This window comes from Sporosarcina contaminans (assembly GCF_042679045.1).
GTDB lineage: Bacteria > Bacillota > Bacilli > Bacillales_A > Planococcaceae > Sporosarcina > Sporosarcina contaminans.
The window spans coordinates 1-24,278 of the sequence record NZ_JBHTLT010000127.1 but is presented as its reverse complement, the minus strand read 5'-3'; the positions used below and the strand labels follow the sequence as shown (position 1 = coordinate 24,278).

Annotated in this window: 38 protein-coding genes; 36 read left to right on the top strand and 2 right to left on the bottom strand. The window is 41.9% G+C overall.

The genetic code is table 11. The features are described from left to right. From ACFQ38_RS16235 to ACFQ38_RS16105, 27 genes are all read left to right on the top strand, one after another. Nucleotides 1–618, top strand: coding sequence for a DUF4355 domain-containing protein (locus tag ACFQ38_RS16235; RefSeq protein WP_381482232.1), 618 nt, complete (start codon nt 1–3; stop codon nt 616–618). Between the two features lie 14 nt (nt 619–632). Further along, entirely contained in the window at nt 633–1,001 is a 369-nt protein-coding gene (locus ACFQ38_RS16230; RefSeq protein ID WP_381482230.1) for a head decoration protein, read from the top strand. A gap of 17 nt (nt 1,002–1,018) precedes the next feature. Continuing rightward, nucleotides 1,019–2,047, top strand: a complete 1,029-nt coding sequence (locus tag ACFQ38_RS16225) for a major capsid protein (RefSeq protein ID WP_381482228.1) — start codon at nt 1,019–1,021, stop codon at nt 2,045–2,047. Nucleotides 2,048–2,083: 36 nt separating this feature from the next. Continuing rightward, nucleotides 2,084–2,269 (top strand): DUF7210 family protein, encoded by a 186-nt coding sequence (locus ACFQ38_RS16220; protein WP_381482226.1) that lies wholly within the window; start codon nt 2,084–2,086, stop codon nt 2,267–2,269. 2 nt (nt 2,270–2,271) lie between these two features. Continuing rightward, on the top strand, nt 2,272–3,171 hold the full coding sequence (locus ACFQ38_RS16215; RefSeq protein WP_381482224.1) for a phage minor head protein: 900 nt from the start codon (nt 2,272–2,274) through the stop codon (nt 3,169–3,171). Beyond that, the gene (locus ACFQ38_RS16210) at nt 3,168–3,356 is read left to right on the top strand and encodes a hypothetical protein (RefSeq protein ID WP_381482222.1); all 189 of its coding nucleotides are present in this window, start codon (nt 3,168–3,170) and stop codon (nt 3,354–3,356) included. The genes ACFQ38_RS16215 and ACFQ38_RS16210 overlap by 4 nt, the downstream gene beginning before the upstream one ends. After that, nucleotides 3,346–3,657 carry a phage head-tail connector protein gene (locus tag ACFQ38_RS16205; protein ID WP_381482220.1) on the top strand — a complete coding sequence of 104 codons (312 nt, stop codon included), beginning with the start codon at nt 3,346–3,348 and terminating at the stop codon, nt 3,655–3,657. The genes ACFQ38_RS16210 and ACFQ38_RS16205 overlap by 11 nt, the downstream gene beginning before the upstream one ends. Continuing rightward, entirely contained in the window at nt 3,654–4,157 is a 504-nt protein-coding gene (locus ACFQ38_RS16200) for a hypothetical protein (RefSeq protein ID WP_381482218.1), read from the top strand. Before ACFQ38_RS16205 ends, ACFQ38_RS16200 begins: the two co-directional genes overlap by 4 nt. A 1-nt stretch (nt 4,158) precedes the next feature. Further along, nucleotides 4,159–4,503 (top strand): hypothetical protein, encoded by a 345-nt coding sequence (locus ACFQ38_RS16195; protein WP_381482216.1) that lies wholly within the window; start codon nt 4,159–4,161, stop codon nt 4,501–4,503. Next, nucleotides 4,500–5,108, top strand: coding sequence for a phage neck terminator protein (locus tag ACFQ38_RS16190; protein ID WP_381482214.1), 609 nt, complete (start codon nt 4,500–4,502; stop codon nt 5,106–5,108). The genes ACFQ38_RS16195 and ACFQ38_RS16190 overlap by 4 nt, the downstream gene beginning before the upstream one ends. Continuing rightward, entirely contained in the window at nt 5,109–6,113 is a 1,005-nt protein-coding gene (locus tag ACFQ38_RS16185; protein WP_381482212.1) for a DUF3383 family protein, read from the top strand. A 13-nt stretch (nt 6,114–6,126) separates the two neighbouring features. Continuing rightward, entirely contained in the window at nt 6,127–6,534 is a 408-nt protein-coding gene (locus ACFQ38_RS16180) for a phage structural protein (RefSeq protein ID WP_381482210.1), read from the top strand. Nucleotides 6,535–6,586: 52 nt separating this feature from the next. Beyond that, nucleotides 6,587–6,862, top strand: coding sequence for a hypothetical protein (locus tag ACFQ38_RS16175; RefSeq protein WP_381482208.1), 276 nt, complete (start codon nt 6,587–6,589; stop codon nt 6,860–6,862). Nucleotides 6,863–7,065: 203 nt separating this feature from the next. Next, nucleotides 7,066–7,329 (top strand): hypothetical protein, encoded by a 264-nt coding sequence (locus ACFQ38_RS16170; protein ID WP_381482206.1) that lies wholly within the window; start codon nt 7,066–7,068, stop codon nt 7,327–7,329. Then, nucleotides 7,329–9,806: a tape measure protein gene (locus tag ACFQ38_RS16165; protein ID WP_381482204.1), complete on the top strand. Its 2,478-nt coding sequence runs from the start codon at nt 7,329–7,331 to the stop codon at nt 9,804–9,806. The genes ACFQ38_RS16170 and ACFQ38_RS16165 overlap by 1 nt, the downstream gene beginning before the upstream one ends. 13 nt (nt 9,807–9,819) lie before the next feature. Then, nucleotides 9,820–10,341, top strand: coding sequence for a phage baseplate protein (locus ACFQ38_RS16160; protein WP_381482202.1), 522 nt, complete (start codon nt 9,820–9,822; stop codon nt 10,339–10,341). Then, nucleotides 10,338–10,649: a phage baseplate plug family protein gene (locus tag ACFQ38_RS16155; RefSeq protein WP_381482200.1), complete on the top strand. Its 312-nt coding sequence runs from the start codon at nt 10,338–10,340 to the stop codon at nt 10,647–10,649. The genes ACFQ38_RS16160 and ACFQ38_RS16155 overlap by 4 nt, the downstream gene beginning before the upstream one ends. Nucleotides 10,650–10,654: 5 nt before the next feature. After that, complete coding sequence (locus ACFQ38_RS16150) at nt 10,655–11,464, top strand: phage protein (protein ID WP_381482198.1); 810 nt, start codon at nt 10,655–10,657, stop codon at nt 11,462–11,464. Beyond that, on the top strand, nt 11,465–12,004 hold the full coding sequence (locus ACFQ38_RS16145) for a hypothetical protein (RefSeq protein ID WP_381482196.1): 540 nt from the start codon (nt 11,465–11,467) through the stop codon (nt 12,002–12,004). Beyond that, nucleotides 12,004–12,372 (top strand): hypothetical protein, encoded by a 369-nt coding sequence (locus ACFQ38_RS16140; protein ID WP_381482194.1) that lies wholly within the window; start codon nt 12,004–12,006, stop codon nt 12,370–12,372. The genes ACFQ38_RS16145 and ACFQ38_RS16140 overlap by 1 nt, the downstream gene beginning before the upstream one ends. Further along, the gene (locus tag ACFQ38_RS16135; RefSeq protein ID WP_381482192.1) at nt 12,332–13,510 is read left to right on the top strand and encodes a baseplate J/gp47 family protein; all 1,179 of its coding nucleotides are present in this window, start codon (nt 12,332–12,334) and stop codon (nt 13,508–13,510) included. The genes ACFQ38_RS16140 and ACFQ38_RS16135 overlap by 41 nt, the downstream gene beginning before the upstream one ends. Continuing rightward, nucleotides 13,500–14,162: a hypothetical protein gene (locus tag ACFQ38_RS16130; RefSeq protein ID WP_381482190.1), complete on the top strand. Its 663-nt coding sequence runs from the start codon at nt 13,500–13,502 to the stop codon at nt 14,160–14,162. The genes ACFQ38_RS16135 and ACFQ38_RS16130 overlap by 11 nt, the downstream gene beginning before the upstream one ends. Before the next feature lie 3 nt (nt 14,163–14,165). Then, the gene (locus ACFQ38_RS16125; RefSeq protein ID WP_381482188.1) at nt 14,166–14,468 is read left to right on the top strand and encodes a hypothetical protein; all 303 of its coding nucleotides are present in this window, start codon (nt 14,166–14,168) and stop codon (nt 14,466–14,468) included. After that, complete coding sequence (locus tag ACFQ38_RS16120; protein ID WP_381482186.1) at nt 14,461–15,129, top strand: hypothetical protein; 669 nt, start codon at nt 14,461–14,463, stop codon at nt 15,127–15,129. Before ACFQ38_RS16125 ends, ACFQ38_RS16120 begins: the two co-directional genes overlap by 8 nt. A 244-nt stretch (nt 15,130–15,373) precedes the next feature. Beyond that, complete coding sequence (locus ACFQ38_RS16115; protein WP_381482184.1) at nt 15,374–17,464, top strand: hypothetical protein; 2,091 nt, start codon at nt 15,374–15,376, stop codon at nt 17,462–17,464. Then, nucleotides 17,461–17,649 (top strand): hypothetical protein, encoded by a 189-nt coding sequence (locus ACFQ38_RS16110; protein ID WP_381482182.1) that lies wholly within the window; start codon nt 17,461–17,463, stop codon nt 17,647–17,649. Before ACFQ38_RS16115 ends, ACFQ38_RS16110 begins: the two co-directional genes overlap by 4 nt. Continuing rightward, nucleotides 17,649–17,777 carry a CD1375 family protein gene (locus ACFQ38_RS16105; protein WP_381482180.1) on the top strand — a complete coding sequence of 43 codons (129 nt, stop codon included), beginning with the start codon at nt 17,649–17,651 and terminating at the stop codon, nt 17,775–17,777. Before ACFQ38_RS16110 ends, ACFQ38_RS16105 begins: the two co-directional genes overlap by 1 nt. A gap of 148 nt (nt 17,778–17,925) precedes the next feature. On the opposite strand, the gene ACFQ38_RS16100 is transcribed toward ACFQ38_RS16105, so the two are convergent. Beyond that, on the bottom strand, nt 17,926–18,552 hold the full coding sequence (locus tag ACFQ38_RS16100; protein ID WP_381482178.1) for a hypothetical protein: 627 nt from the start codon (nt 18,550–18,552) through the stop codon (nt 17,926–17,928). Between the two features lie 146 nt (nt 18,553–18,698). Here ACFQ38_RS16100 and ACFQ38_RS16095 point away from each other — a divergent pair, with 146 nt between their 5' ends. The 3 genes from ACFQ38_RS16095 (at nt 18,699) to ACFQ38_RS16085 (ending at nt 20,186) form a co-directional block, all read left to right on the top strand. Beyond that, entirely contained in the window at nt 18,699–18,923 is a 225-nt protein-coding gene (locus ACFQ38_RS16095) for a hypothetical protein (protein ID WP_381482176.1), read from the top strand. Nucleotides 18,924–18,988: 65 nt separating this feature from the next. Beyond that, nucleotides 18,989–19,447 carry a phage holin family protein gene (locus ACFQ38_RS16090; RefSeq protein WP_381482174.1) on the top strand — a complete coding sequence of 153 codons (459 nt, stop codon included), beginning with the start codon at nt 18,989–18,991 and terminating at the stop codon, nt 19,445–19,447. Nucleotide 19,448: 1 nt separating this feature from the next. Then, on the top strand, nt 19,449–20,186 hold the full coding sequence (locus ACFQ38_RS16085) for a peptidoglycan recognition protein family protein (RefSeq protein ID WP_381482172.1): 738 nt from the start codon (nt 19,449–19,451) through the stop codon (nt 20,184–20,186). Nucleotides 20,187–20,220: 34 nt separating this feature from the next. On the opposite strand, the gene ACFQ38_RS16080 is transcribed toward ACFQ38_RS16085, so the two are convergent. Beyond that, nucleotides 20,221–20,409, bottom strand: coding sequence for a hypothetical protein (locus ACFQ38_RS16080; protein ID WP_381482170.1), 189 nt, complete (start codon nt 20,407–20,409; stop codon nt 20,221–20,223). A gap of 486 nt (nt 20,410–20,895) precedes the next feature. On the opposite strand from ACFQ38_RS16080, the gene ACFQ38_RS16075 reads away from it, so the two are divergent. The 6 genes from ACFQ38_RS16075 (at nt 20,896) to ACFQ38_RS16050 (ending at nt 24,078) form a co-directional block, all read left to right on the top strand. Beyond that, nucleotides 20,896–21,222 (top strand): hypothetical protein, encoded by a 327-nt coding sequence (locus ACFQ38_RS16075; RefSeq protein ID WP_381482168.1) that lies wholly within the window; start codon nt 20,896–20,898, stop codon nt 21,220–21,222. Between the two features lie 204 nt (nt 21,223–21,426). Next, a complete protein-coding gene (locus ACFQ38_RS16070; protein ID WP_381482166.1) occupies nt 21,427–22,326 on the top strand; it encodes an ATP-binding protein in 900 nt (299 codons plus the stop codon). Beyond that, the gene (locus ACFQ38_RS16065) at nt 22,320–22,631 is read left to right on the top strand and encodes an STAS-like domain-containing protein (protein ID WP_381482164.1); all 312 of its coding nucleotides are present in this window, start codon (nt 22,320–22,322) and stop codon (nt 22,629–22,631) included. The genes ACFQ38_RS16070 and ACFQ38_RS16065 overlap by 7 nt, the downstream gene beginning before the upstream one ends. Nucleotides 22,632–22,771: 140 nt before the next feature. Continuing rightward, entirely contained in the window at nt 22,772–22,945 is a 174-nt protein-coding gene (locus ACFQ38_RS16060) for a transcriptional regulator (protein ID WP_381482162.1), read from the top strand. Then, nucleotides 22,942–23,277, top strand: coding sequence for a YolD-like family protein (locus tag ACFQ38_RS16055; RefSeq protein WP_381482160.1), 336 nt, complete (start codon nt 22,942–22,944; stop codon nt 23,275–23,277). The genes ACFQ38_RS16060 and ACFQ38_RS16055 overlap by 4 nt, the downstream gene beginning before the upstream one ends. 666 nt (nt 23,278–23,943) lie before the next feature. Further along, nucleotides 23,944–24,078 (top strand): hypothetical protein, encoded by a 135-nt coding sequence (locus ACFQ38_RS16050; protein WP_381482158.1) that lies wholly within the window; start codon nt 23,944–23,946, stop codon nt 24,076–24,078. Nucleotides 24,079–24,278 lie beyond the last annotated feature (200 nt).

Below are 24,278 nucleotides of genomic sequence, written 5' to 3'. Positions count from 1 at the left end.
ATGAAATTAGATTTGGAACAGTTGAAAACATTGGCGGAGAGTGGCGACAAAGCGTCCGTTGAGGCATACATCTATAAGGCATTTGAAAAAGAGGACGTGCCGTTGGTTCAATCGGTCAATGCAGATGTTCGGAGCGTCATTGATGCCGAGAAGGACAAGCATCACAACAAAGCGCTCGAGACATGGAAAACGAACAACCTGGAATCTCTTGTCGAAGCCGAAGTCAAAAAGCGCAATCCGGACAAAACGCCGGAACAGCTTGAACTTGAGAAGCTACGTAAGGAAATTGAGGATGAGCGCAATGCCCGAAATCGTGAAGCATTGAAGAACAAGGCACTTGAGGTGGCGTCTGAAAAAGGGCTACCGAAAGGTGTGTTAGATTTCTTCATCGCTGAGGATGAAGAAAAGACATTAGCGAACCTTACTACACTTGAACAAGAGGTCCAAGCAGCTATTCAAGCTGGCGTGGAAGCCAAGTTTAAACAAAACGGCCGCAATCCATTAGGTGGGGCTGGCAATGGCAAAGACAAGGCTGGCGCAATCGGAAAGGAATTGGCTGGCGCAAGCGGATCTAATGACAAGCAAGTGGCAGCGGAAAAACATTATTTTGGAGAATGAGGAGTGACTGACCAATGAAATTTAAGACTACTAATTACGGGAATCGGAAAGAGATTCTTAAGTTCCCTGATCACTACGTCAATGTAGCGATCACTGTGAGTGATGCAGGTGTTTCGCCAAATGCAGAAGGACGCAAGGTTGTTCCTGCTGGCACAATCCTTGGTGGCGGTGTCTTAGCCGATGAAACAAAGTTAGCTGTTAAGGCGACAACGGGCGAGGACGGCTCCAATGCAGAAGGTGTACTTTTTTACGATGTCGATGTGACAGATGGACCTGCTAAGGGCGCTATGCTAATTCACGGTTTTATAGATACTGGTAAACTACCCGCAGCACCGACTGACGAAGAAGTAGCAGCATTAAAACAAATTACATTCGTGGAATAAGAAAGGATTGACGATATATGCCAACAATTTTTGATTATGTAAATGCGCAAGAAATCGGTTCCTATATTGAGAACCAACCAAACAATGAGCCGCCATATCTTGGGGCCACACTTTTCCCTGCTCGTAAACAGGTAGGGCTTGATCTTAGCTGGATTAAGGGTTCTGGCGGGGCACCTGTTGCTCTTATGCCATCCGAATTCGATACGAAGGCGACTGTTCGTGACCGCATCGGATTCACAGACGTTAAGACAGAGATGCCATTCTTCAGAGAGTCCATGCGGATCGGTGAGCGCGAACGTCAACAGCTTGTAACTTTCTTAGCGGCTAACAACAGCGAAGCTGTTAAAACGACAGTTCGTAAAATCTACGATGATGCGACTACCCTTGTTAAAGGGGCGAACGTACAACCTGAGCGGATGATCATGCAACTGCTTTCAGAAGGAAAAATCTCTATTTCAGCAAACCGCGTCGATTACGAATACGACTACGGTATGAAGGATGATCACAAAGAAGACTTGCTGGCCGGCGCGCGTTGGAGTGAAGGAAGCTCAACGCCGATTGAGGATATCCAACGCTGGCAAGAAGTCGTGGAGGATAACACAGGAACAAAGCCGACTCGCGCTATAACAACACGTAAAGCAATGCAAGCGCTTATCAAACACGTGAAAGCGGGGGTGGATTCCCGTCTTGGATTCATCACAGACGCGGAAGTAACTCGCTATATCCAACAAGAACTCGGACTATCGATTGCGGTTTACAACAAGAAATATCGTGATGAAAAAGGCGTAGCTAAAAACTTCTTTGCTGAAGGTGTTTTCACACTCATTCCAGAAGGAAACCTTGGCCAAACGGTGTACGGAACAACGCCAGAGGAAATTGATCTGATGGACGGCAACACAGAAGCGGATGTCCGCATCGTTAATACCGGTGTAGCTGTCACAACATACAAAGAAGTGCATCCGGTCAACGCTGTTACTGTCGTTTCCGAAATCGTTCTTCCATCGTTCGAACGCATTGACGAAATCTTTATTGCGAAGGTGCTTTAATGCCCTTCGCTTATTTGCATGTAAGGAGGGGTGGAAGTGTATGAAGTAACCTTTAACCGTAACGTGAAATTCGGGAAAGACTTATACAAGACCGGCGAATCCCTAAACGTGTCGAAGGACGATTATCAAGTTTTGTTGGATGCCGATGTAATTAGTGAAGTGGAGCCGATCAAGGAGAAAACAAAGCCAAAAGCGGCGACCAAAAAGAAATCCGGTGATTGATTGTGTCTAATCTAAACAAAACCCAAGAACAAATCAATCGATCGATTGGCCAGCTTGTGAAAAGGGCAGAGCGTGCTATTGCTAAACGTTATGCCAATACCCTAAACGAAGTACGCGCCGAACTTGCCAAGTATTTCGAGAAATACGAGCAAGACGGTGTATTAACGTATGAGGAAATGGCGCGCTACGATCGCCTGAACCGTTTTATCGCTAATTTAGATGATTTACTCAAGAAGAATCATAGGGACCTTAAAACAATCATTTACGATGTGTTAGGAGAGTCCTATAAAGATGGTTTTTATCTTACAGCTTGGGCGGTGGAGACAGATACTTTAAGCAGACTCTCCTATGCGGCAATAAAACCCGAAACTATCCAGCGTATGATTGACAATCCTTTAAGTGGTCTGACTCTTTCACATCGATTGGAAAAACATCGGTCAGAAATCGTTTGGAAAGTGCAACAGGAAGTGACACAGGGGCTTGTTAAGGGCGAAACCTACGGAATGATGTCCAAACGCCTAAAGGAGACTTTCGAGGGAGATGCGGCTAAGTCAATGCGTGTCGTTCGCACGGAAGCTCATCGAGTATCAGAAGAAGCAAAACACGATAGCGCTGCTCATGCTACCCGAAACGGAATCATCATGAAAAAAGAATGGAACTCTGTCGGGGATGAGCGGGTACGTAGCTCTCACGATCATCTTAATGGAATTAAAATTGAAATGGACAAAAACTTTATCGGAAAACATGGAAGCGGACCGGCCCCAGGACAATTAGGCCATCCAGCGGAAGATATTAATTGTAGATGTTTTCTCACCTATTCAGTTGATCGTATTGAGAAGCCGGATGCAAAAGAACTTGAAGACATAGCGTTTGAGGAATGGAAAAAGGAGCGGCTGCGATGATTACCATTGTTTTAATGATATGTAGTTTCTTTTTTGGGTTTGCAATAGGTGCATATGGCCTATACAAAAGATTTGTTAGAAATAGTGAGAATCTCTACTTAGCAGCTACCGCAGACATTTTTTCTATACTTGAAAAACAAGGTTACCGTATTATCAAAGAAGGTGCTGAGTGTAATGACAATTGATGAACTGAAAATCAGATTAGGCATCGACCCTAATGAGATTAACGCTGTCCGAGACGCTAAACTTGCTGCTGATTTGGAGGATGCCATCGACTACGCAAAGGAATGGTGTAACAATGATTTTCGCAAGGGTCTTCCTCCTGGCGTCAAGCGGGGTATTGTGAAAATCATTAAGGCATACGGAGAAAACCCAGCAGTCGCATCTCAACGATTAGGAGATATGTCAAAATCCTTCTTTCAAGGCGGCACTTTGCAATCGGCTCATGCTGATTTGCGCCCGTGGAAACGAGTGCGGTTCACATGAAAGTGACAATTAAAGACACCAATAACACCAAGGAACTGCTAAGGACATTGAAAGAAATAGGGAAGGCTCAAATAAATGTTGGCATTCTCGGCGACGATTCAGAGATCGCCATGATTGCAACAGTCCATGAATTTGGTTGCAACATTCAAGTTACTGATAAAATGCGCGGATGGTTTGGTGCTAATGGTTATCCGCTCAAAAAAGAAACGACTGTCATCCGTATCCCGGAGCGGTCTTTTTTGCGTTCGGGTTATGATGAAAATATTGACAAAATCGTTGGCAAGGTGGAGGAAATGCTTCCTTCCGTCCTCGAAAATGACGTGAATCCTAAAGTATTCATGGACGCTATCGGTCTTGAATTTGCTGGATTGATTCAAAAGAAATTGCGTGACTTGAAATCACCCGCAAACAGCGATATGACAGTAGAGCGTAAAGGTTCATCGAACCCATTAGTGGATACAGGTCGTTTGGTCGGGGCAATTCAACATGAGGTGAAGTAATATGACAAAGGCATTTGAATTTGCGGACTTTGTGGATGAATTCCAAGTTCCATTTGTCTATTTCGACCACCAGGAAGGTTACTGGAACGACCAGGGCGACTACATCGAGGAGCAGGAATTGCCCGTCGCAATGTCCGGAATCATCCTACCATTGTCCGAGAATGATTTGAAATACACAGAAGCCGGCACTTTTTCGCAGAAGGAAAAGAAGATCTACACGACCGTACCCTTGCAGGAAGGTCGAAAAGTTGAATACAAAGGTGATATGTACACAATCCAATCATTCAAGGATTACAGCGAATACGCAGACGTGTACATCTATCTCATGAGGTGGCGGGAAAAATGATCGAGCAAATCCGTAAGCAAATATTGAAAGACACAGGCATCCTTGTCATCCCTGCCAATACAACAGCGAAAAAACCGGACATGCCTTATGCGACCATCAATGCCACATCGCCTTGGATTGATGACCGAGGGCATGCGGATACACTTATCTATACGGATGAAACCGGAACGCACATGAAGCGAAATGAAGCATATCAGATGGTTTTTTCCATCAACGTGTATGCTGCTGATGAAGCAACAACAATCCAGATTGCAAGGACGCTGCGAAGTTGGTTTGTCATGGTCGGAGAAAGCTTCCTGGAAGAAATGAATGTGGTCGTAGTGAATCGAGGGAACATCGAGAATCGAACGACTTTTATACTTGATTCCTATGAACACAAACACGGGTTTGATGTGCGAATGAGAGCAACTGATGGGCAGGTTATCACAAAAATGCCAATTATTCCTGATGATGCAGTAACCAATCCGGATGGGAGCGTCACTTTCCCAGATGGTAGCATACTGAATCCTGACGGATCCATTGAGAAACCAGACGGAACTATCATTGATCCTGTTGGCTACGATTGGATAGAGAAAGTCATAATTGAATATAAAGGAGTGGAATAGATGCGCTATGTTGATGTAGTTATCACTCGGGAGACCAGGCCAATTGCGGAAAAAGGCTTTGGTCTCCCTTTAGTTTTAGGGACGACAAAAGAAACATCCTATAAAGTTTATCGGGAAATAGAAGATGTGGCAGCCGATTATGAAGTGGATTCTACGGAATATAAACTTTTCTCTCGTATGTTCGGACAAAACCCGAGGCCACAGGAAATTGCTGTTTTCGGCGTGCCATACAAAGTGATGGATGGACCGGCTTCATTGGTAGAAGCTCTGAATAATCTTGTAAAGAAACATAAAGATTTTTATTATCTCGTATCAACAGAGCAGGGTGATGAGGAAATTACAGCTTTAGCGGAGTGGACAAATTCATCAGATCGATTATATGGAGCTACAACGGCTAACCCGGAATTGGCAGCAACGCTAAAAGGGAAGTTTGATAATACGTTCCTCGTCGTTCACGACAAGCCCGAAACATATGTGGCAGAAGGGCTCATTTCAACGTGTGCGCCTCGTGTTGTTGGTTCGTATAATTGGACATTCAAAAATGTTCAGGGTGTGCCTGCTGTCGAATATGACAATACAACGATCAATGAAATTCATACTAACAATGCCTCCACTTATATTGAAGAAGCTGGTGTATTGATGAATTCACACGGTGTTGTCACAAGCGGCGAATACATCGATGTAATTCAAGCAACGCATTTCCTTAAGGCGCGGATGGCGGAATATGTTTTCCGTTTGTTGGCCTTGAACGAAAAAGTCCCGTATACAGACGCAGGGATCGCTCTTGTTGTGGCCGAAATTGAAAACGTATTAAACTTGGCTACAAAACAAGGGATTGTGGCGACTGATGAAGCGGACAATCCACTATACACGATCACTGCGCCTCGTGCTGCAGACGTCCCGAAAAATACAAAGGCGAAGCGTATCCTGCCGGATGTACACTGGCGTGCGGTTATCGCCGGCGCGGTGGAACACGTAGAGATCCGCGGCGTGTTGACTCTATAAGGAGGATTGAAGAATGGCAAACCCAAAGACAACAACCTATGATTTTAAGAAAGTTTCCGTAGTTGTAGACGGGGTTATTATCACCGGCTTCATGGACGGTGAATCTATTCAGACGGAGAAAAATGAAGATGATGTGAACGTGCATGTTGGGGCGGATGGCGGTGTAACGTTTTCTGAGACGAATGACGATACGGGCACCATTACTCTGACTATCAAACAGACTTCTCCATCTGATCCATATTTACGACAATTGCGCGCGTCTAAAAGGATTTTCCCTGTACAGATTATTGATTCGAACAGTAATACATTTCGTGCAGGTGGCTCAGAATGTAGGATTGTAAAATCTCCATCTCGATCGTATGGAAATGAAGTATCAGGTCTTGAATGGCAAATTGCGGTAGCAGATTTTAAAGAAGTTTAATGGACTCATCAATTGGTGAGTCTTTTTAATTCATATAAAAGGAGAATGTCAAATGAGCGAAAAGACAGTTAGAAAACCAAAACAGAAAGAATTTACGTCTTCACAAGGGAATAAGTATGTACTTCAAACGGTACCAAATTCAAAATACCTTGAAATTATGGATGAAAGTGTCGTAAAAGATAATGGTCAACCTTCAATTTCAATTTTATATCCAAAACTGTTGGAGCATGTCGTTGTACAACCAAACGGATTAAAGGTTGATGATTTCGATGACTTCTCTGAGTTAAGAGAGGTTTGCGAAGCAGCACTTAAGTTTCAACAAAGCTAATAAAGATCTGGTAAAAGTAACGCTTGAAGGGCTTGATGCCCTTCCAAGGCGTTTTTTTATTTCTGCACGAAACAAAATACACAGTTATTCAATCGCAGAAAGATTCGGCATTTCTCCGCGCGAAGTCATGGAATGGGAAGCGGAAGAGGTAATGGAAACATTAGCTTATCTAAAAATGACAGAGCCGAAAGGAGGGAAGTGAATTGAATCGGTTAAAATTCGCGGAATTTATCAGTTCCACAGGAAAAATCTATTTGATTCGCACGAATAAAAGGAAGGTAAAAGTTCGCGATTATGATGAGCTCTCATTGAATGCTAAGTACTTTCCGATGATTCTGCGTGAGTTGGTTGCGAAGCCGTCCGGTTTAAAGGTTGATGATTTCAGTAGCTTCAGAGAACTGATGGAAGTTTGTAAAGCTGCAGTAACACTCTCGGGTGTAAGTAAACCCGGAAAGGAGTGTAGATAGTGGATAGCTTAAGAGAAATGTTTGTCAGTATTGCTTTTCAGGATAACGCTTCAAAGGCTGTCCGGGAAGTCAACAAGAGTATGGATGCTGTTAAAAATGCATTTAAAAATTCGAGTTCAGAAGCGGTTCAAACGTCCAGCGCTGTGAAAGAAGTTGGGAAGACAATGAAGTCTGCAGCTTCTGAAATTAAACGAACTGATACCGGCTTTAAAACAGCAACGTCTGCCGTCAAAAAAGCGAAAACCGCTTTTAAACAAACCGATACCGGAACACGAAAAATGACGGGCACATTTAGAATGGCGAGTTCAGCACTTAAAACCACTGCTGATGCTGCTAAACCGATTCCTAAAGAACTTTCATTGATAAGAAAAGCCATGAATACGGTTGGCAGTGCGAGTAAATCAGCAACAAGTGCTGTTGGAAGATTTGCCACATCCGGTTTGAATCAGATAAAAAACGCTGCTGGTTCAGGATTAGATAAACTTGTTGGAGGCTTTCGATCTTTGCCAGGCATTGCAGGTGGCGCGGCAATGAAAGTTGGATCATCTGTTACCAATTTCATTACTGCGCCTCTTCGTGGTGCTGTCGGTATGGTGCAACAATATGCTGGAGCACTTGGGTTGCTGTCCGGAGGTGCACTAGCAGCTTCAGGCATGGGCCGTTTATCTGCTATTGAGAACGCGCAAACATCGCTTACTGTGATGATGGGGGATGCAGGAAGGGCTACAAAGTTCATGGACGATGTTCTTGCTTTTGCAAAGACAACCCCATTCGCATTCCCGGACCTTGCTGAAACATCCCGAAATCTAATTGCATTTGGGATGGATGAAGCGAAGGTTGTACCAACTCTAAAGGCTATCGGTGATGCGGCGGCGGCAACCGGAAAAGGATCAGAAGGTCTTAACCAAGTTGCTTCTGCTTTTGGTGATATGCAGATTGCCGGACAATTAGGCATGGACCAAATAAATCGATTGCAATCGGCGGGCGTCCCCGCGCTGAAAATTATGGCCAATACGTTTGGCATATCAACTGATGAAATGAAAAAGAAAATATCCAGTGGTGCTGTCGATTCAGTGAAGGCAATAGATCAACTCGTAAAGGGTATGCAAGAGGGCACGAGTGGAGTTGCAGGCGAAACAGCGAAGATGGCAGGAATCATGGAAAAGACAAAGGAGAATTGGACAGGGTCGGTCGATTCTTTAAAATCGTCTATTTCCTCCACGATGGCCACGTTGATCGAACCAGCAAAACCGCACATTCAAAATGCGATGGCGTGGTTCGGAAAGCAGTTTGGAAAGTTGCCTGACATCATCTTTCCGATTGTCGATAAGGTGAAACCTGCATTTAAAGCGATTGGATCCGTTGTTAAAACTGCAAGTACAGCTGTGTATGGTATTTTCCAAGCATTCAAAGGCGGCGCAGGAACACTTAACGGAATTGTTTCTTTTCAAAAGATGGGCCTTAGTAGAGAAGAAGCCGATAAGGTCATTAGTGTCATTAAATCAATAAAAGAAAATATAAAAACAGTAATTGATTTTATAACTGGTAAATTACCGGCGATTAAAGCAGCATTTTCATATGGTTTTGAAGCTGTTACGCCGATTGTTAACAAAGCTATAGAGATTTTCGGAACTATAAGAGAAGTGATCTCAACACTTATTCAAAACGTCATTCTTCCATTGCTTCCGATGGCAGGTAACATTATTGCTAACGTATTCCAATTTGTACAGCCGATACTTGAAATGGTTGGGAAGGCGTTTGGATTGATAAAGAACGTTGTTATGGTATTGGTAAATAACGTTATTGTTCCATTGATGCCTATTGTTTCAAGCATTATCGAAACTGCGTTTAACATTATTAATCCAATATTACGAATAGCAAAATCGTTATTCAGCGTTATTATTGACGTGGTAACCTTTCTTGTTAACAACGTTGTGAAACCATTGATTCCGGTTATCGGAGTAGTAATTGAAGCTGCATGGTTCGTTATTGAGCCGATATTGGATGGTATAATTTGGGCTTTCGATAAAATCGCTTCGGCTATTGAATGGGCGGTCGAGAAATTCCAATTGTTTTCCGATGTCGCAAAAAGTTTTAAAATGCCTAAAATTGGCATGCCGAAATGGATGGGTGGCAACGGTGTACTCCAATTTGATGGCTCGCATGCTACAGGATTAGCACGAGTGCCACATGACAATTATGCTGCTAATCTGCATAAGGATGAAGCAGTTCTTACAGCTGAACAATCAAAGGCGTTAAGGTCTGCCGGAATCTTGCAAGAGCAGGGCGATAAGCCTGTCTTGAATATGAGAGGAGGCGGCGCTAGCGGAACACCATCCGGAGGAAATTCGGGCGCATCTAATTCCAATCAATTCATCTTCCAAATTAGTGGCAATAACGCCGAAGACATCGCACGTGCAGTCCGACGAGAAGTAGAAAATATTTTTGCTGGTCTTAACGCAGTAACAGAGGGGTAGGAGGTGATGAGGCTTGCCTTATCTTGGTGATATATTAATTGATGTGATCGAAGACGAAGATCTGGATGAATCATCTTCGACGACAGATCATGCTCTCGAGGATGGAGAACAGATTACAGACCATATTGAAAACAATCCAATAGTGTTAAACATTAGTGGAGTTATTATAGATCCGAGCGATGAGAAATTACTAAAGTTGCGGGAATATCGTCAAAAAGGTGAAATCCTTAACTATAATTATCGAAGTCGTTTGGAGACCGTCCTCATCACTTCCTTCAAGCCTAAAAAGAACAAGGATATAAAGGACGGCTACACGTTTACAATGACATTAAAACAAGTACGAATGGCAAAAGCGCCGAATGTCATTCGAGTCAGCGTACCTGTTAAAAAACAGGTTAAGGCAGTCACTAAAGCCGGAAAGAAAACTGTAAGGAAATCGGTAAATAAAACACCAGTTAAAAAGGTTACATCAAAACCGAAGACAAAAACTCCGAGTGGCGGTTTAGGGTCTAATGCGGATAGGGTGATGATATGAACTATATCGACATCGAAAAAGATGAAATACCATATAGTTTTGAAATCGATCTAGGTGAGGAAGAATTTACGATCGAGATGCATTATAACGGGCGCTTTGATTTCTTTACGGTAGATTTATACAAAAATGATAAACCGTTGGTGTATGGTGAGAAGCTCATATTGGATAGGCCGTTGTTTGATGGCTTGGTAAATATAGAGTTGCCAAAAGTAACAATTATCCCGAAAGACCGATCGAGCATGGAAAAGCGTATCACTTACGCCAACCTGAACGAAACGGTCTATTTATATGTTTTTGATCCGGAGTGATACCTATGGATTTATTCATAAGAAAGATACGATTGGAGGCCGGGGGGAAGCTACTGGAGCCTCCTCTTACTATTTACTTTGATTCTGAGTTTGATGATTCTGAGAAAATCAATACGACAAAGATCAAAGTCTACAACCTATCGAGCAAAACGATCGCTGGCATTAAGCAGAATAGCCCCGTACTCTTGTCTGCCGGTTACGGCAATGATTTTGGGGTTATCTTTGAAGGTGTAGTCAAGAATCCGCAAACAACGTGGAACGGCGTTGACAAGATAACTGAAATTGAAGGCGTAGATCGTCATGGCTTGTATCTGACAAAAAAGGTTAACAAAACATTTTCCCCAGGCACTACATCATCTACGATTCTACGATTTTTGATTCAGGAAGCAGGACTGGGGATAGGTGATTTTTCGCCAGTACAAGACTTCGTTTACCGAAAAGGTAAAACTCTGAAAGGCAATGTCAGTTCATTGATTAAAGCGGTTGTTAAAGACACGAAATCCAAGATGCACATCAACCGAGGGAAAATATATATTCGCGATGTTAAGAAGGGTGACAACACCGGCTTCGTCATCAATAAAGATACGGGTTTGATTGACGTTCCGGAACGGATTGAGTCAGAGGTAACGAATAAGAAAACGAAAAAGAAATCGACCCGGGTTGGCTGGAAGGTCAAGATGTTGTTGAATCATAAAATAACGGTCGATTCCATCATCGTTCTACAATCTAAAGTGGTAACCGGCACCTTCCGAGTCGTGAAAGGTCGGCATTATTGTGAAGGGAACAGTTTCTACACGGAAGTTGAGGTGTATTGATTGAGTGCAATTGAGGAATATTTCAATCGAAAGCAAGGCGGTTTGGTTGGCGAACTTTACACTTCAGCAATCGCTGAATTAGTCACCGTTGATTTGCAGGAAATGAAGGCTGACATCAAATTGCTTGAAGAAGAAGAATCGCTGATTATGAGTGTTCCGATCGGAGCGCAGCAGACTGGCGGTTTTATCATTCGCCCGCCGTATCAAGTCGGTGACAAGGTGATTGTCGTCTTTGCAAAAGAGGATATTGAGCCGGTTTTATACGGCGGAGGAGATCCGTCAGAGCTACAGCACGACAAGGATAACGCAATCATCCTTTGCGGTATCTCAGATTATTTGACTACACTCCCTGCCGGTTTTGCTGAACATGAGAGAGATCTCATTGTCGCGAATAAAGATTTGACCGCGAAGTTTGTCCTTATGGAAACAGGTGAAATTCTTATGGATTCCACTGAAAATATTAGTATTAATTCAAAAAAAGACATCAATTTTACAGCAGGAGGGGTCATTACTACTTCGGATTCAAGGGGTGGTGGATGATGAAGACCTTCGAGATCAACAGTGTGGGAGATTGGACGCTTGAAATGATAGAAGAAGATGATGAACTGATCCAGAATATCAAACATTTGATATATGAACGTGTGGGAGAATGGTTTTTAAATGAGGACCACGGTTTTCGAAGATACGTAGTTGAAGAGAAACGGTTTTCGGAAAGAGAAATCGTCCAGGCAATCTACGATGCAATTTATCAAGAGCCAAGAATTACGGAAATCATTAAAGTGGATTATGCATTCAATCGAATCAAACGAAAACTAACAATCGGACTACAGCTACGGACAGCTAAGGGCATAGTAGGGGGTGTAATAGATGTTGACTTCAGCAGGATTCAAACGCAAACGGTACATTGATTTTTTCGAGGAAATGAGTGAGCAGGCCCGTCAGCTTTGGGGAGAGGATGTTAATTTATCTGAGCGGTCGGCGCTTGGAAAGTTCGTCTCCCTTATTGCTTATGCGCGGGCGGAAGAGGCTGAGACAGCGGAAGAAGTTTATAATAGCCGGTTCGTCGATACATCGGAAGGTGTGGCGCTTGAGCAGAACGTCAAGCGGGTGATTAAGAGGAAAGAGTGGTTGAAAGCCTCGGACAACGTTCAACTTACACTTGAACGAGGGGCGGATATTCCGACAGGCACTTTAGTCGGCACTCCCTACGGAGTCTTATTCGAGACGATGGAGCCTATTAAAGCAGCATCCGATGGTGTCTACACAGTAAAGGTCCGGGCATTAGAATACGGACGAATTGGTAACGTAGGTGCAGCCGAAATAACGAAGATTATCAATCCAGTCCCTGGGTTCAAGTCGGTAACGAATCCAACCCCATTCCGGAATGGACAAGACGAGGAATCTGATGCAGAGTTGCAGGAACGTTATTACAAGTCTCTCGGCAAAGCTGGCCGTCGTAGAAGCGAATCTATCGAGGCTCGCGTCATGGATGAAGTTGAAGGAGTCCGATCCTGCATCGTAGATGACAATGACACGATGGAATACAATCCGAGGGGCGTGCCTCCTAAAGCATTTGAAACGATCGTGCTTGGTGGCAATCAAGAGGACATTGCGAAGAAAATACTTGAAGCCAAGGCGGGTGGTATACAGGCTTATGGTTCCACTCTTGTAGAAGTAAAAGACTCTAAGGGCAAGCTGCAGAAAATCGGTTTCACTTATGCTGAGTCCTTAAAAGTTTACGTTAAAGCGCAGATCAAGAAGGGATCTTCATATCCTTTGAACGGCGATGATTTGGTCAAAGAGCAGATTGTACGATACATCGGCGGACCGGGTTTGGAGGAAGTGCATAATGGCCTAGGAATGAGTCAAGACGTCGTACTGGCTCGTTTGGAAGCACAACTTTTCCGAGTTGAAGGAGTCGAAGATGCGAAGGTGTCCCTGTCCTTTGATGGTTTTGTTTTTCTTGAAGAAAATTTGGAAATCGGGTTTGCACAAGTCGCCGAGACGGATTTCTCGAAAATTGAGGTGATTGATCTTGTCACTTGATTTATTGCTCAAACGGCTTCCATCTCATTACAAAAAGACACCTGACAGTAACAACTACAAAGCTCTATCGCTTGTCGCAAAGCATATTGAAGAGAATGGCAACCTGTATAAAACCATTCAGAAATTTTGGGACGTTGATCAAGCAGAGGGGGCAGGACTTGACCGGTTAGGAAAAGACGAGGGGATCAGTCGCGGCTCATTTGATGACGAGACCTATCGGAAAATGATTAAGATACAATACATCGTGAATATGTCAGAGGGCGACATTGTATCATTGAACGCCATTTTGACAGCTTACATGGGTGATGGATTCGTAAACATTGAGGAAGGCTGGGACAGCTTTCTACGGGAGCCGGCTTCATTAATCATTAATGTCGGCAAGGAAGCAGGTGAAATCCCGTATGATCTTATGAAACGAGTGAAGTCGGCCGGGGTGCGGATATATTATGCCGCAATAATCGACGAGGTTGTCGCTATTGTTAATGCAAAACAATACACCTTCCCCGTCCCCTACCCAGTCACAGGCACATTCCATACTGCTCCAATCAACGGCGTAGCATCCAGAGCGACAGCAGAAGCCGACACAAAAACATACAGCTACCAAGTCCCGTATCCAGTGACCGGGACTTTTTATTGTTCGGAGGGAGGATAATAAATGGATTTGTTGCAAGAGGAAACACTCAAATTTTGGGACCGGCTCATGGTCGGAGCAAAAGTCACCATTGATGGAACAAAGCATGATTATCCAATTCATCCGTCATCGTATATCGAAGGAAATACACTCAAGAAATTTGTGTATCTCGAATCCGAATCCGGCCATGTTACGCATGCATACATCCACGATCAACACGGACGTCGGATTCGTGAAAAAACTATGGATATCCGAAAGGGAGAGGACGGACTGATGGTCACGTTCTTTTTTCAATTGGAGATAAAGGAGGGAATTACGAGTGGCTGAACCATATGTTTATGTGCCGTTTCATTGGTTGGATGACATCCTCGAACTAGATGAATTTAATCAACCGATCCCCGAGCGCGATGAACAGGGGAATATCGTTTACGAAACAGGTCCGTATGGAAATATCATATTGCATCCGATCACAAAGGAGCCAATTCCGAAATATAAACGGCTACAGGTCGGAACACGGCACTCGGCCGAGCGGGAGAACCATCAAGAGCAGGGGATTGCTAAAGCGCATGAACGTTTAGACAGCCATGACAATGAGCTCCTACGTATCAAAATCCAATTGGAATTGGAAGGCAAAGCCCCGGGCAATAGCGGCACGTTTGCGGATACATTTGATGGAGAACCTACTAAACTGGTGAGACAAACAGCCCGAGCAGTCCTAACAGCTCCACGATCGGCAGGAACTACGGTCCTAAATGTCGATAAGACAGACGGATTTAAGCCGTTTACAGAGGTAACAATCTACGATGACACCAACAGCGAGGACGTGTTAATTACAGACGTTACGGCATCTACGATTACCGTACAACCTTTGGTTAATGATTACGTCAAGGGTGCTGTCATTGCACGGAGTAATGCAGCAATTAAAGATGGCCGGATGGGTCGAGGTAGCTGGGGTACTTATTCAATTTCGGAAGTGGAGGTGATATAAGATGGCTTGGGAGTTTGTAAAAAGAGAAACCCTCAAACCCGAAGAGGACAATAGGTATATTGATCTTTTCTCAATAATTAGCATAAGAGATGCTACTAACGGGGTACTGGATTATTCTTTTGGAACAATCAACCCTACTATGGGTTATCAAGGTCAACTATATCTGGGATACAATCTGGATCTTTACCGCACGCGGATTACTGTTAGTTCTTCGGGAGCTGAACTTGGATCCATTATAGTAGGTGTGGGTTCTCAAGTTTTACGTTTTAATGCATTCCACTCAATAACTATAACGATAGAGCGAGAGCTTAAAAACACTGCTCCAACAACACCCGGAGCATTTACGCAACCAACCGGAGAACTCGAAATCGGTGATTCAAAAGTCTTTTCTGTCGGAGCATCTTCGGATGCAGAAGGCAATCTCTCTAAGTACATTTGGGAAGCGTCTGTCAATGGTGGTTCGTATTCAAAAGTAGGCGAAACATCAACGCCAAGCATAACGTATAAGATTCCAACAGCGACATCATTAAGAATGCGTGTTAAAGCGGCGGATTCCGGCGGGCTTGAATCCGAATACCGTACGAGTGGTTCCTTTGTAGTTACAAAGCCGAAGTATTATTGGAGCAAGTACAATACTGTAGTGAAAAGGATTTTTAATGATGATGCTCCGTGGAGTAATAGGGGCAATACATCAATTCGATTTGATAGTCCTGATATTACAAAGGGGTATTCATTTAATAGCAATGACAACCTTTATGTTCCCTCAGGTGGACGTTTTGGCTCAGATGAGAACATTCCGCAATTGAGCTCTGCTTACTACATTTATGATGGTGGAAAGGGCTTAAGAAAGTATACCTATTATTTACCGACGACAAAAAAAGCCAATGAATATATTGAAGTAGATTTTGTTGGTAAAATTGCATCGGACAATACATCGACAACACAGTATGAAAGAGGAACTCTTGTACAGTCGGGAATTGTTGCAATAGAGGGTACCTATCCGTTAGATGGTCGCCATACGGATGGTTATTGGTACGTACGAAATAGTCGTGTCAATCAATCCATCGCTCCACCTGCGCCATTTACAGCACCTGCGCCGGGTACAGTATTAGAGCCAAAGCAATCCCTAACACTTGCATTTGGTGCATCCACAGCGCCATCAATCAGCACCTATGAGGTCCAAAGCCGGTATAACGACGGAGCATGGCAAAATGTAGGGTCGCATACCAACGCTTTGACCCGTGCATTTACAGTGACAGATGACAAGTCACTTACGACAGTGGAGTTTAGAGTACGTGCCAAAAACACAAGTGGTGTCTATTCGGATTATGTATATTCTGAGACATTTACTATTCAACATAATAAGGTTCCGACCATTACATTGGAAACCGAAAACAACAAAACTCTCTACGAAAACGACACATATATGATTAAAGGAACAGCCTTAGAACCGGACATTGGCGATGTACTAATCGTCTATTACCGCATTAATGGTGGCACTGCGCGAGGCATTGAAACAAAACTATCAGATGGCAAGCCTGTTCCGTTTAGTGAGCAGCTTACATTTAAGTCCGGCAAGTTGTATAAAGGTGACACAGCAATCACTGACACGTTAAGAGATGGCACACCATACACGTTGGAGGTTTGGGCTACTGACAATCAAGGTGGAGAGTCAGAAATTGAGACACGTACATTTTACGTTGTGCCGAACCGTCCTCCGTCGTTAACGATTAATCCGATCGAGGATGTTACCGGTATGATTGATGCGGATAAAATCACCATTACAGGTACATCGTTTGATGCGGATGATAACGACGTAATCGTCCGGTACCGGATCAACAACGGCATAAACGTGGAAATCCATAACGGTCCTGTAGGTGAGTTTTCGTTCGACATTCCGTTATCTAAATTAATTGACGGAGAAAACTCAATCGTCGTAGAAGTCTCTGACACGTATGATTTCAAATATTCCAGGACCATAAAATTGAATAAATCAGCAAACCTAACGCCTTTAGCATCTACCGTGATGCGGTACATCATTGTACCTCCTTCCGGTTCTGCTCAAAGGCTTTCTTTGTGGATTGAAAGGGATGAATCACAAGAAGTTATAGTCGAGATCAGCATGACGAACGGAACCGAGCCAGAACAGTTTACAAGAATGATCTTGAACGATGAAGATAGTAAGTCAGATCCAGAGCCAGCTCCAATTGCGCTGGGAATCGTAGAAGACTTTTGGAAGTGGAAGGCTGATGAACCTAAAGAACATATTGCAATCAAAATTTCGTGGACAGGGGATAAACCAATATTTAAAGTATCGGGGGCGTTATTACAATGAGTGTGCCTATGATTAGACGTAGACAAAAAGACGGGACACTTGGTCCTTTGGAGCCTATGTTTCCGGATGATGTGGAAACACAAATTGACCCGAACTTGCTCATTGTACTGCAGGCAATGGCTGGCATGCAGGAGCAGATTGATATGTTAACAGAAAAGCTGGAAGAGAAGGGAGGTGCTAAGTGATGGTCCATAAATATATGATTCCTGTTTATGCTCTCCTCGTTAAAGCCGGAGGATGGGAAATTACTAAAGTGCCTGAACACTATCAGATTCCGGTTGCGGAGTATTTGGCTGCGGAAGTGGAGAAATGAAAGGAGTGGCTGATACTATGAATTTCTTTAAAGACTTTTTTGAATTGACGTTAGTACAGCATTTGATAACATATTGGTATGTTTGGGGAACATTCATAGCATTTTCATTTGTAATATTATTTGTCTTGAATAGAAAGAACCCTGAGGATTAGGGTTCATCAATGTTTAAGCAGAAATTAATAAACTTTGTTCCAAAATTAGAAACTAATATGTGTTTACTAACCGGACTGCTTCCGGTTCTTGTTTCGGCAATGTAAGTGGCATGTAGCAAACCTAACATTTCAAGTCTTGATACTGCCCCTGCTCTGATGGCTGGATCAGTATCTGGAAAATCGATGGCATAACCTGTATGCTGATCGGATATGCTCAATAGGATATGAAATTCCAAGAAAGTAATTGATGTCAAAGTATCCAGTAGCATCTGTCTCTCATCATAGTTTTGTGTTACAGTCGGCGTTTGCAACATACTGACAAAAAAGTTCTTCAAGTAAATTCGTTTGTATCTGGAAGATTCTCTTTCAACTTCATCGTTTATACGTTCTATTAAGGCAATGAGACTATCTTTGTCGTGTACTTCGAATGAAGGAAGTTGCTTTTCCAACCTTGAAATCTGTAAGGATAATTCTTGGTAAAAAGATTCGAGACGTTTGAATCGCTTTTCCTGTTTTACAGAAAAATAGGAAGTGGCTAAAGCTCCTCCGACATACGGAACTAATTGTAAACCTGTTTGTACAGTAATGTCCCATTTTTCTCTACCTGTAAGTTTATCATCCATGATAATCACCTCGCTTTCTATGTTCATTTTTACATAGAAAGGTGGAATTGAGTAGGGGAGATTGAGCACAAGGTCGAAAAAGAAGGTAAATAGAAGGGTATATCCTCCCTTCTGTCGAATTGTGGAAGATAGAAGGGAGGATATACATGAAGAAATATAATGTTAAGTATCATTTGACTGACAGTATCTTTGCCGAAAAGATTGTAGAGGGCGGCGAACCAGAAGATCATGCAATAATTAACAGGGGCGCTAATTATAGATTTGAAGGCTCAAATGGAATTTATTACAGTTTCCAAGGCAATGATGTAAAAATGGTATCAGTCAAAGAAGTCATTAAAAGTCCTATTCAAAATAAACCAGCAGGCATGTGAGTGTTTTTTTGAACGTCCACACGGGCGTTCTTTTTTAATACCTAAAATCATAAGGAGTGAACAAAATGGGAGGCGTTGAATTGACAAATTTAGAAATAGTACACATGTATTTATTTGGGGGAGTAAAGTTTCTGCACTTCTTGATGCTACTTATGTTCATTGACATAATCACTGGCATTTTTAAGGCAGCAAAGAATCAAAATTTATGGAGTCGAAAAAGTTTATTCGGCTATGCGAGAAAGTTGCTTGTTTTATTAGTCATCATTGTTGCAAACATTATGGATCAAATACTCAACTTGCAAGGGGCGCTTGTCTTTTCGACAGTGCTTTTTTATATTGCCAATGAAGTTTTATCTATTATAGAAAACTTAGCGGAACTTGATGTATTAGTTCCTTCCAATCTTGCAGAAAAACTTAAGGTAATTGAATCGGGTAAGCAATCATTTCATGACGAAATAAAAGAGGAATTGATCGGTAGCAAGGTTGATGATGAATTGGAGCAAAAGAAAAAGGACGTGAAATAACATGATAGCCCTCAACTACGAAGTAAAGCATATCGGTAAAAACAAGTTTAGTCGTCCTTGTTATAAACTGTTGCCTGTAAAAGCGTATGTTGTGCATTACACAGCCAATCATGGTGGGACTGCGGATAATCACTTTGCGTACTTTAACAACTTAAGCGGACGCTATGCTTCGGCACATATTTTTGTAGATCGGCATAAGGCGTTAGAGATTATTCCGCTAAACGAGGTAGCGTTTCATGCCAATGAACGTAAGGTAGGGCCATTGATTCACTCTTTGAAAGCGACAGCGGCATACTATCCCGGAGGAAACGCTAATCTCAATTCTATCGGTATTGAAATGTGCATGGAAAAGGATGGAACTATACATCCTGACACAATCAAACGGACAATCCTTGTCATTCAAAAACTGTATAAGCAATTCGGTGTGCTGCCAATATATCGACACTATGATATTACAGGGAAGAAATGTCCCTTGCCGTTTGTTACTGACAGTAAGCAATGGACAAAGTTTTTAGCAGATGTGCAGAAGGAGGAAGATGAAATGCAATTTTCCAGCCCCTCTCTTAAAGCTGAAACCGAATTAACACTTAACAGCAAGGCCCGGCGAGAAATCATCGTCAATGCTGCTGTCAAAGCAGGAGCGCATGAGTCTTGGCGACAAAAATTAAAAGAGGGCACGATCACAGATGCCGATCTATTGGGATTGGCTGCTAAGTATATTGTAGATACTAATAAATGATAAAAGCGCCCTGTCCATTGCGGACAAGGGCGCTTTATTTATTTGTATCAATATTTTCTAAATCTTCTCTTCTCGCTTCTATTAATCCTTCCAGTTCCTCTAAATCCTCCAACGTTGCGTGATTTCGAATAAAACTCCGCGCCCTTGATCGGTTGCTTAAATACTTGGCATATTCCTTATTTTTTTCTTGCCACTTCTTATTTGCTTCTGTTTGATTGCTCATTTTGTAATTTCTCCTTTTCTTTAATGAGTGCCCGTTTTTTCTTTTGGAGAAAAAGGTTCCAAATTCCAAGACCAGCAATTACTATCCATATTATAATCAAGATTTTATAAAACATAATTTCGTGGTATACTTAGGGAAGAGAGAGGGGATTAACCTCCCCTTCTCATTCTTTTAATTTGTAGCTTCAATCTTTCATTTTCTAACCTCGACTTTTGGCAGGTCAACCAAAGTTTGTAGGCGGTTAGGATTGAAATGATTGAAGCTATTATTTTTGCTAAGTATTCCACTTGTTCACCTCCTTTCTATACTTCTATTATACTATGCGTAGTATGTAAAGTCAACCCTATTTTGTAATTTTATAGAAAATACAAAGAGTTTTAAAATGAAATAAAAGCCCTGTCCTTAATCGGATTAGGCTTTTTTGTTTGCTTATAAAGGAGGAGTTATATACCTGCCTATCGAAGTAGGTCGATGGGAGGGAAAAATATGTTGAATATGGAAAAGAGCAATGTACATTGTTTGGTTTGTGATCATCAATTCATTGTATGTGACGCGGAAGTGATAGAAGAATGGGAGCTTCCAATCTGCGATCCTTGCATTAAAGACATGTGTAGTTTCAGAGTGAAATATGACGGCAGCCGCGATCTGTTAGAATTCCTGACCGAAGAAATCAAAGGGAGCGAATGTCCGGGTTGCTTAAAATCGGGAATTGAATTACATGGAATCAGATATGACAGCACGGTTTGGGGGCATGGGCTGTGCAGTGAGTGTAAACAAGGTTGGAACTTGGAAATACATATTGAGTTTGCTTGAACAGTGTAGTAAAATTGCCCTGTCCTTAATTGGATGAGAGCGCTTTTATTTTGTGGAATTATATACATACTTTAAGAAGGGTTTTTGGAAACTGTGAAGAAAGATATACAGTGAGGAGTTTGTTTTGTGTCTTTTAGATTATATGTAAAAACAGTGCATATGTAGTTGTGTCTCCTCAAACTTAGAGAAAAAGGGGGAAAAGCTATGGATATTACACTTCCGTACAGGCTGGATAGAAACTGCATTAATGATTTAATGTCAAATGTTATTAATGATAACAAGTTGCCGAAAAGTGAAAAAATAACATTTGATTTTTCGCAACTTGGATTTATTGAGCCAGCAGGAATTACAACTTTAGGAAATTTGTTTGAATGGCTACTGAAAATGGGTACCGATACTAGTATAAGAATTCCAGAGGTTTTTGGCCTTGCAAAATGGTGTCCAATAGAGTATCTCGATGACTCTGAGTTTTTCTTAACATATACTGGTAAGAAGCTAAAGGAAAGCTCAAGAGTTAGATCGACTACTATTCCATTGCAAAAAGTCACTTACGAAAATAGCCATCATTGGCTTTCGGTTTCTTTTATACCATGGTTAGCCATGTGTTTAGATGTTAAAATTTCAACCTTAGGAAACATAGAGATGTGTATGGGTGAAATATTTAACAACATTGTAGATCACTCCTCGGAGAACATAGGTTGTATATACGCACAGCACTTTCCGAGCAAAAACAAAGTAACAATTAGTATCGCTGACTTTGGTATTGGAATTCCAGAAAACATACGTAGAATAAATCCTGCCGCAGATGACGCCGCCGCTTTAGAGATGGCAATTGAACAAGGTGTATCTTCCAGAACCACTCCTAGAAATATGGGGGCAGGATTACACACATTGATTAGTAACGTGGTAAAAGGTCTAAACGGCACTGTGAATATTCATTCGGGGTATGGTATATTGCAAACCTATCTTGGTGATGATAAGATTGAATTGTCGTCAAAAGTCTCTTCGGGGTTCTATCCAGGAACTTTTTTAGATATCAATATTGATACAGAGATATTACTCGAAGAGGACAAATACGAGGAAGAGGAGGAGTTCGTATGGTGATCAATGTCTTGGATCATGTAGAACGCTGTTACTCCAACGAAGATGGAAAAGTCATCTTAGACGTTTTGAAAAGGGCCTTGAAAAGTGGGGAGACAGTAGTGCTATCTTTTAAAGGTGTCAATAGTTTAACTTCAAGTTTTACTAACACTGCACTAATTGAGTTGATGAACACTTTCGGCTTCGAATATATCAAAAATCATCTTCGATTCATCAACACAAACAAGCATATCAATGAAATGATCAGACAACGCTTTGAATTCGAATCGAAACGAATTGTAAATGAAAAATTATTGGCTACAGTTTAATTTCTAATAAAAGCATCTCAATGGAGGTGCTTTTTTCTTTGCTTTACATACGAACATTCATTCCCTATAATGAGGATAAGGAGGGACACATGTGCTAAAAAACGTTGAAAAGGTCAGTAGATTACGGAGAGGTTTTGGAAATGATGTACATGGCAGCAGACGGATCCATTAGCAAAAGAAAAATAAAAGTCCTGCAGGTAGGGGAAGCGTCATTCAGGGCATACTGTTATTTACGCAAATCTAAACGTACATTTTCAATTGATAATGTTTTAGCACTCGTTCCAATCATGAAAAAGGAGCGTTATGTTGTATGATGGACAAAAATCGTGATAGAGGCATCATCAAGTGGACAGCAATGATGCTGCCGGAACATATACAAATGTTGAGAGCATTACAGGAGGAAAACGAATACATAGAACGACCTAAATTAACAGAGTGGGAATTACAGGACCTGCAGGAAGAGTTAGAGCGGGCATATAAGATGGAGACAGACTCTAATATTACTGTTTGGAGTAGCGGAAGAACCGATACATATATAGGGAAGATTGTAGCGCTTGATCCTATTCGAGGTCTAATTTCAGTCGAGGGTCCATATGGAAAAGATAACATACCTGTGAGTGATATCATTAAAGTACATAGCATGTAAAAAAGAGGGGGCGACTGTACCCTCTTTTTTGTTGCCGACAGTCTGCCGACATTTTGCCGACATTTTGCCGACAGATATAAAATATTCTAAAGCTCCATGATGTGGTATAATCATCTTAAGATGTTGTTAAATCAACCATTGTGCTATATAGAATTCTATATAAAATAATACCCTTGGACACTGGCAGTGTGAAGGTCAGGGGTTCGAACCCCCTATGCTCCATTATAAAGACACGACTTGAACCCTAATGTAGAAGGGTTCTTTTTTTTAGAAGCTTGTAATTTTGAGGAAGTAAAAATGACTGTTGATTTTAATATTTATGTTGAATTAAAGTATGTGGAAATAGTACGGAAATACGGGAAATGTAAAACGTAGACATAAGATTCGTCCAATACTATTGAGTGTTGAACTTGATTTGTGTTTAATATACGAAAAAGCATCGTGTCCAAAAATTGGACGAGATGTTTTTATGAAATCTTCCTTGCAAATACACATAAGTCGTTGGGGGATTTGAACATAAGTTTCACAACTTCTACTCTTTATCTGCTTATTGCTCTATGTTTTTAAACACCTTCAAACTCTTGTTTCTTGGAAGTTTGTGTGGTCACATCAAATTGTTAACCAAGAAGATTTAATACAATAAAATAATACATTGGAGGTGCTTTTATGTGGTGGTTGGTATTTGCCGCAGCTGTTGTTACTTTTTTGCTTTCCTCGATCGGCCTTACCGATTCAAAAGTAAGTAAGCTTGAAAAAAGGGTTGAAGAATTGGAGAGAAATCAAGAAGATCAAGTAGATTAAAGCAGAGTCTTCACGTAATTTACTGATTAAGTGCATAGATCCTTAAAGACTTCCCAAGCTTTAAACATGAAGACTTTATCGCCTTTCAGCTTGTCTTATATAGTCGTAAATAACATTAATAGAATCAAATTTATCTGTCGCTTATTAATTCAAAAAAATCAAAGGGGCTGTCCAATAAGTCCCTAAAATAGAACAGGTGG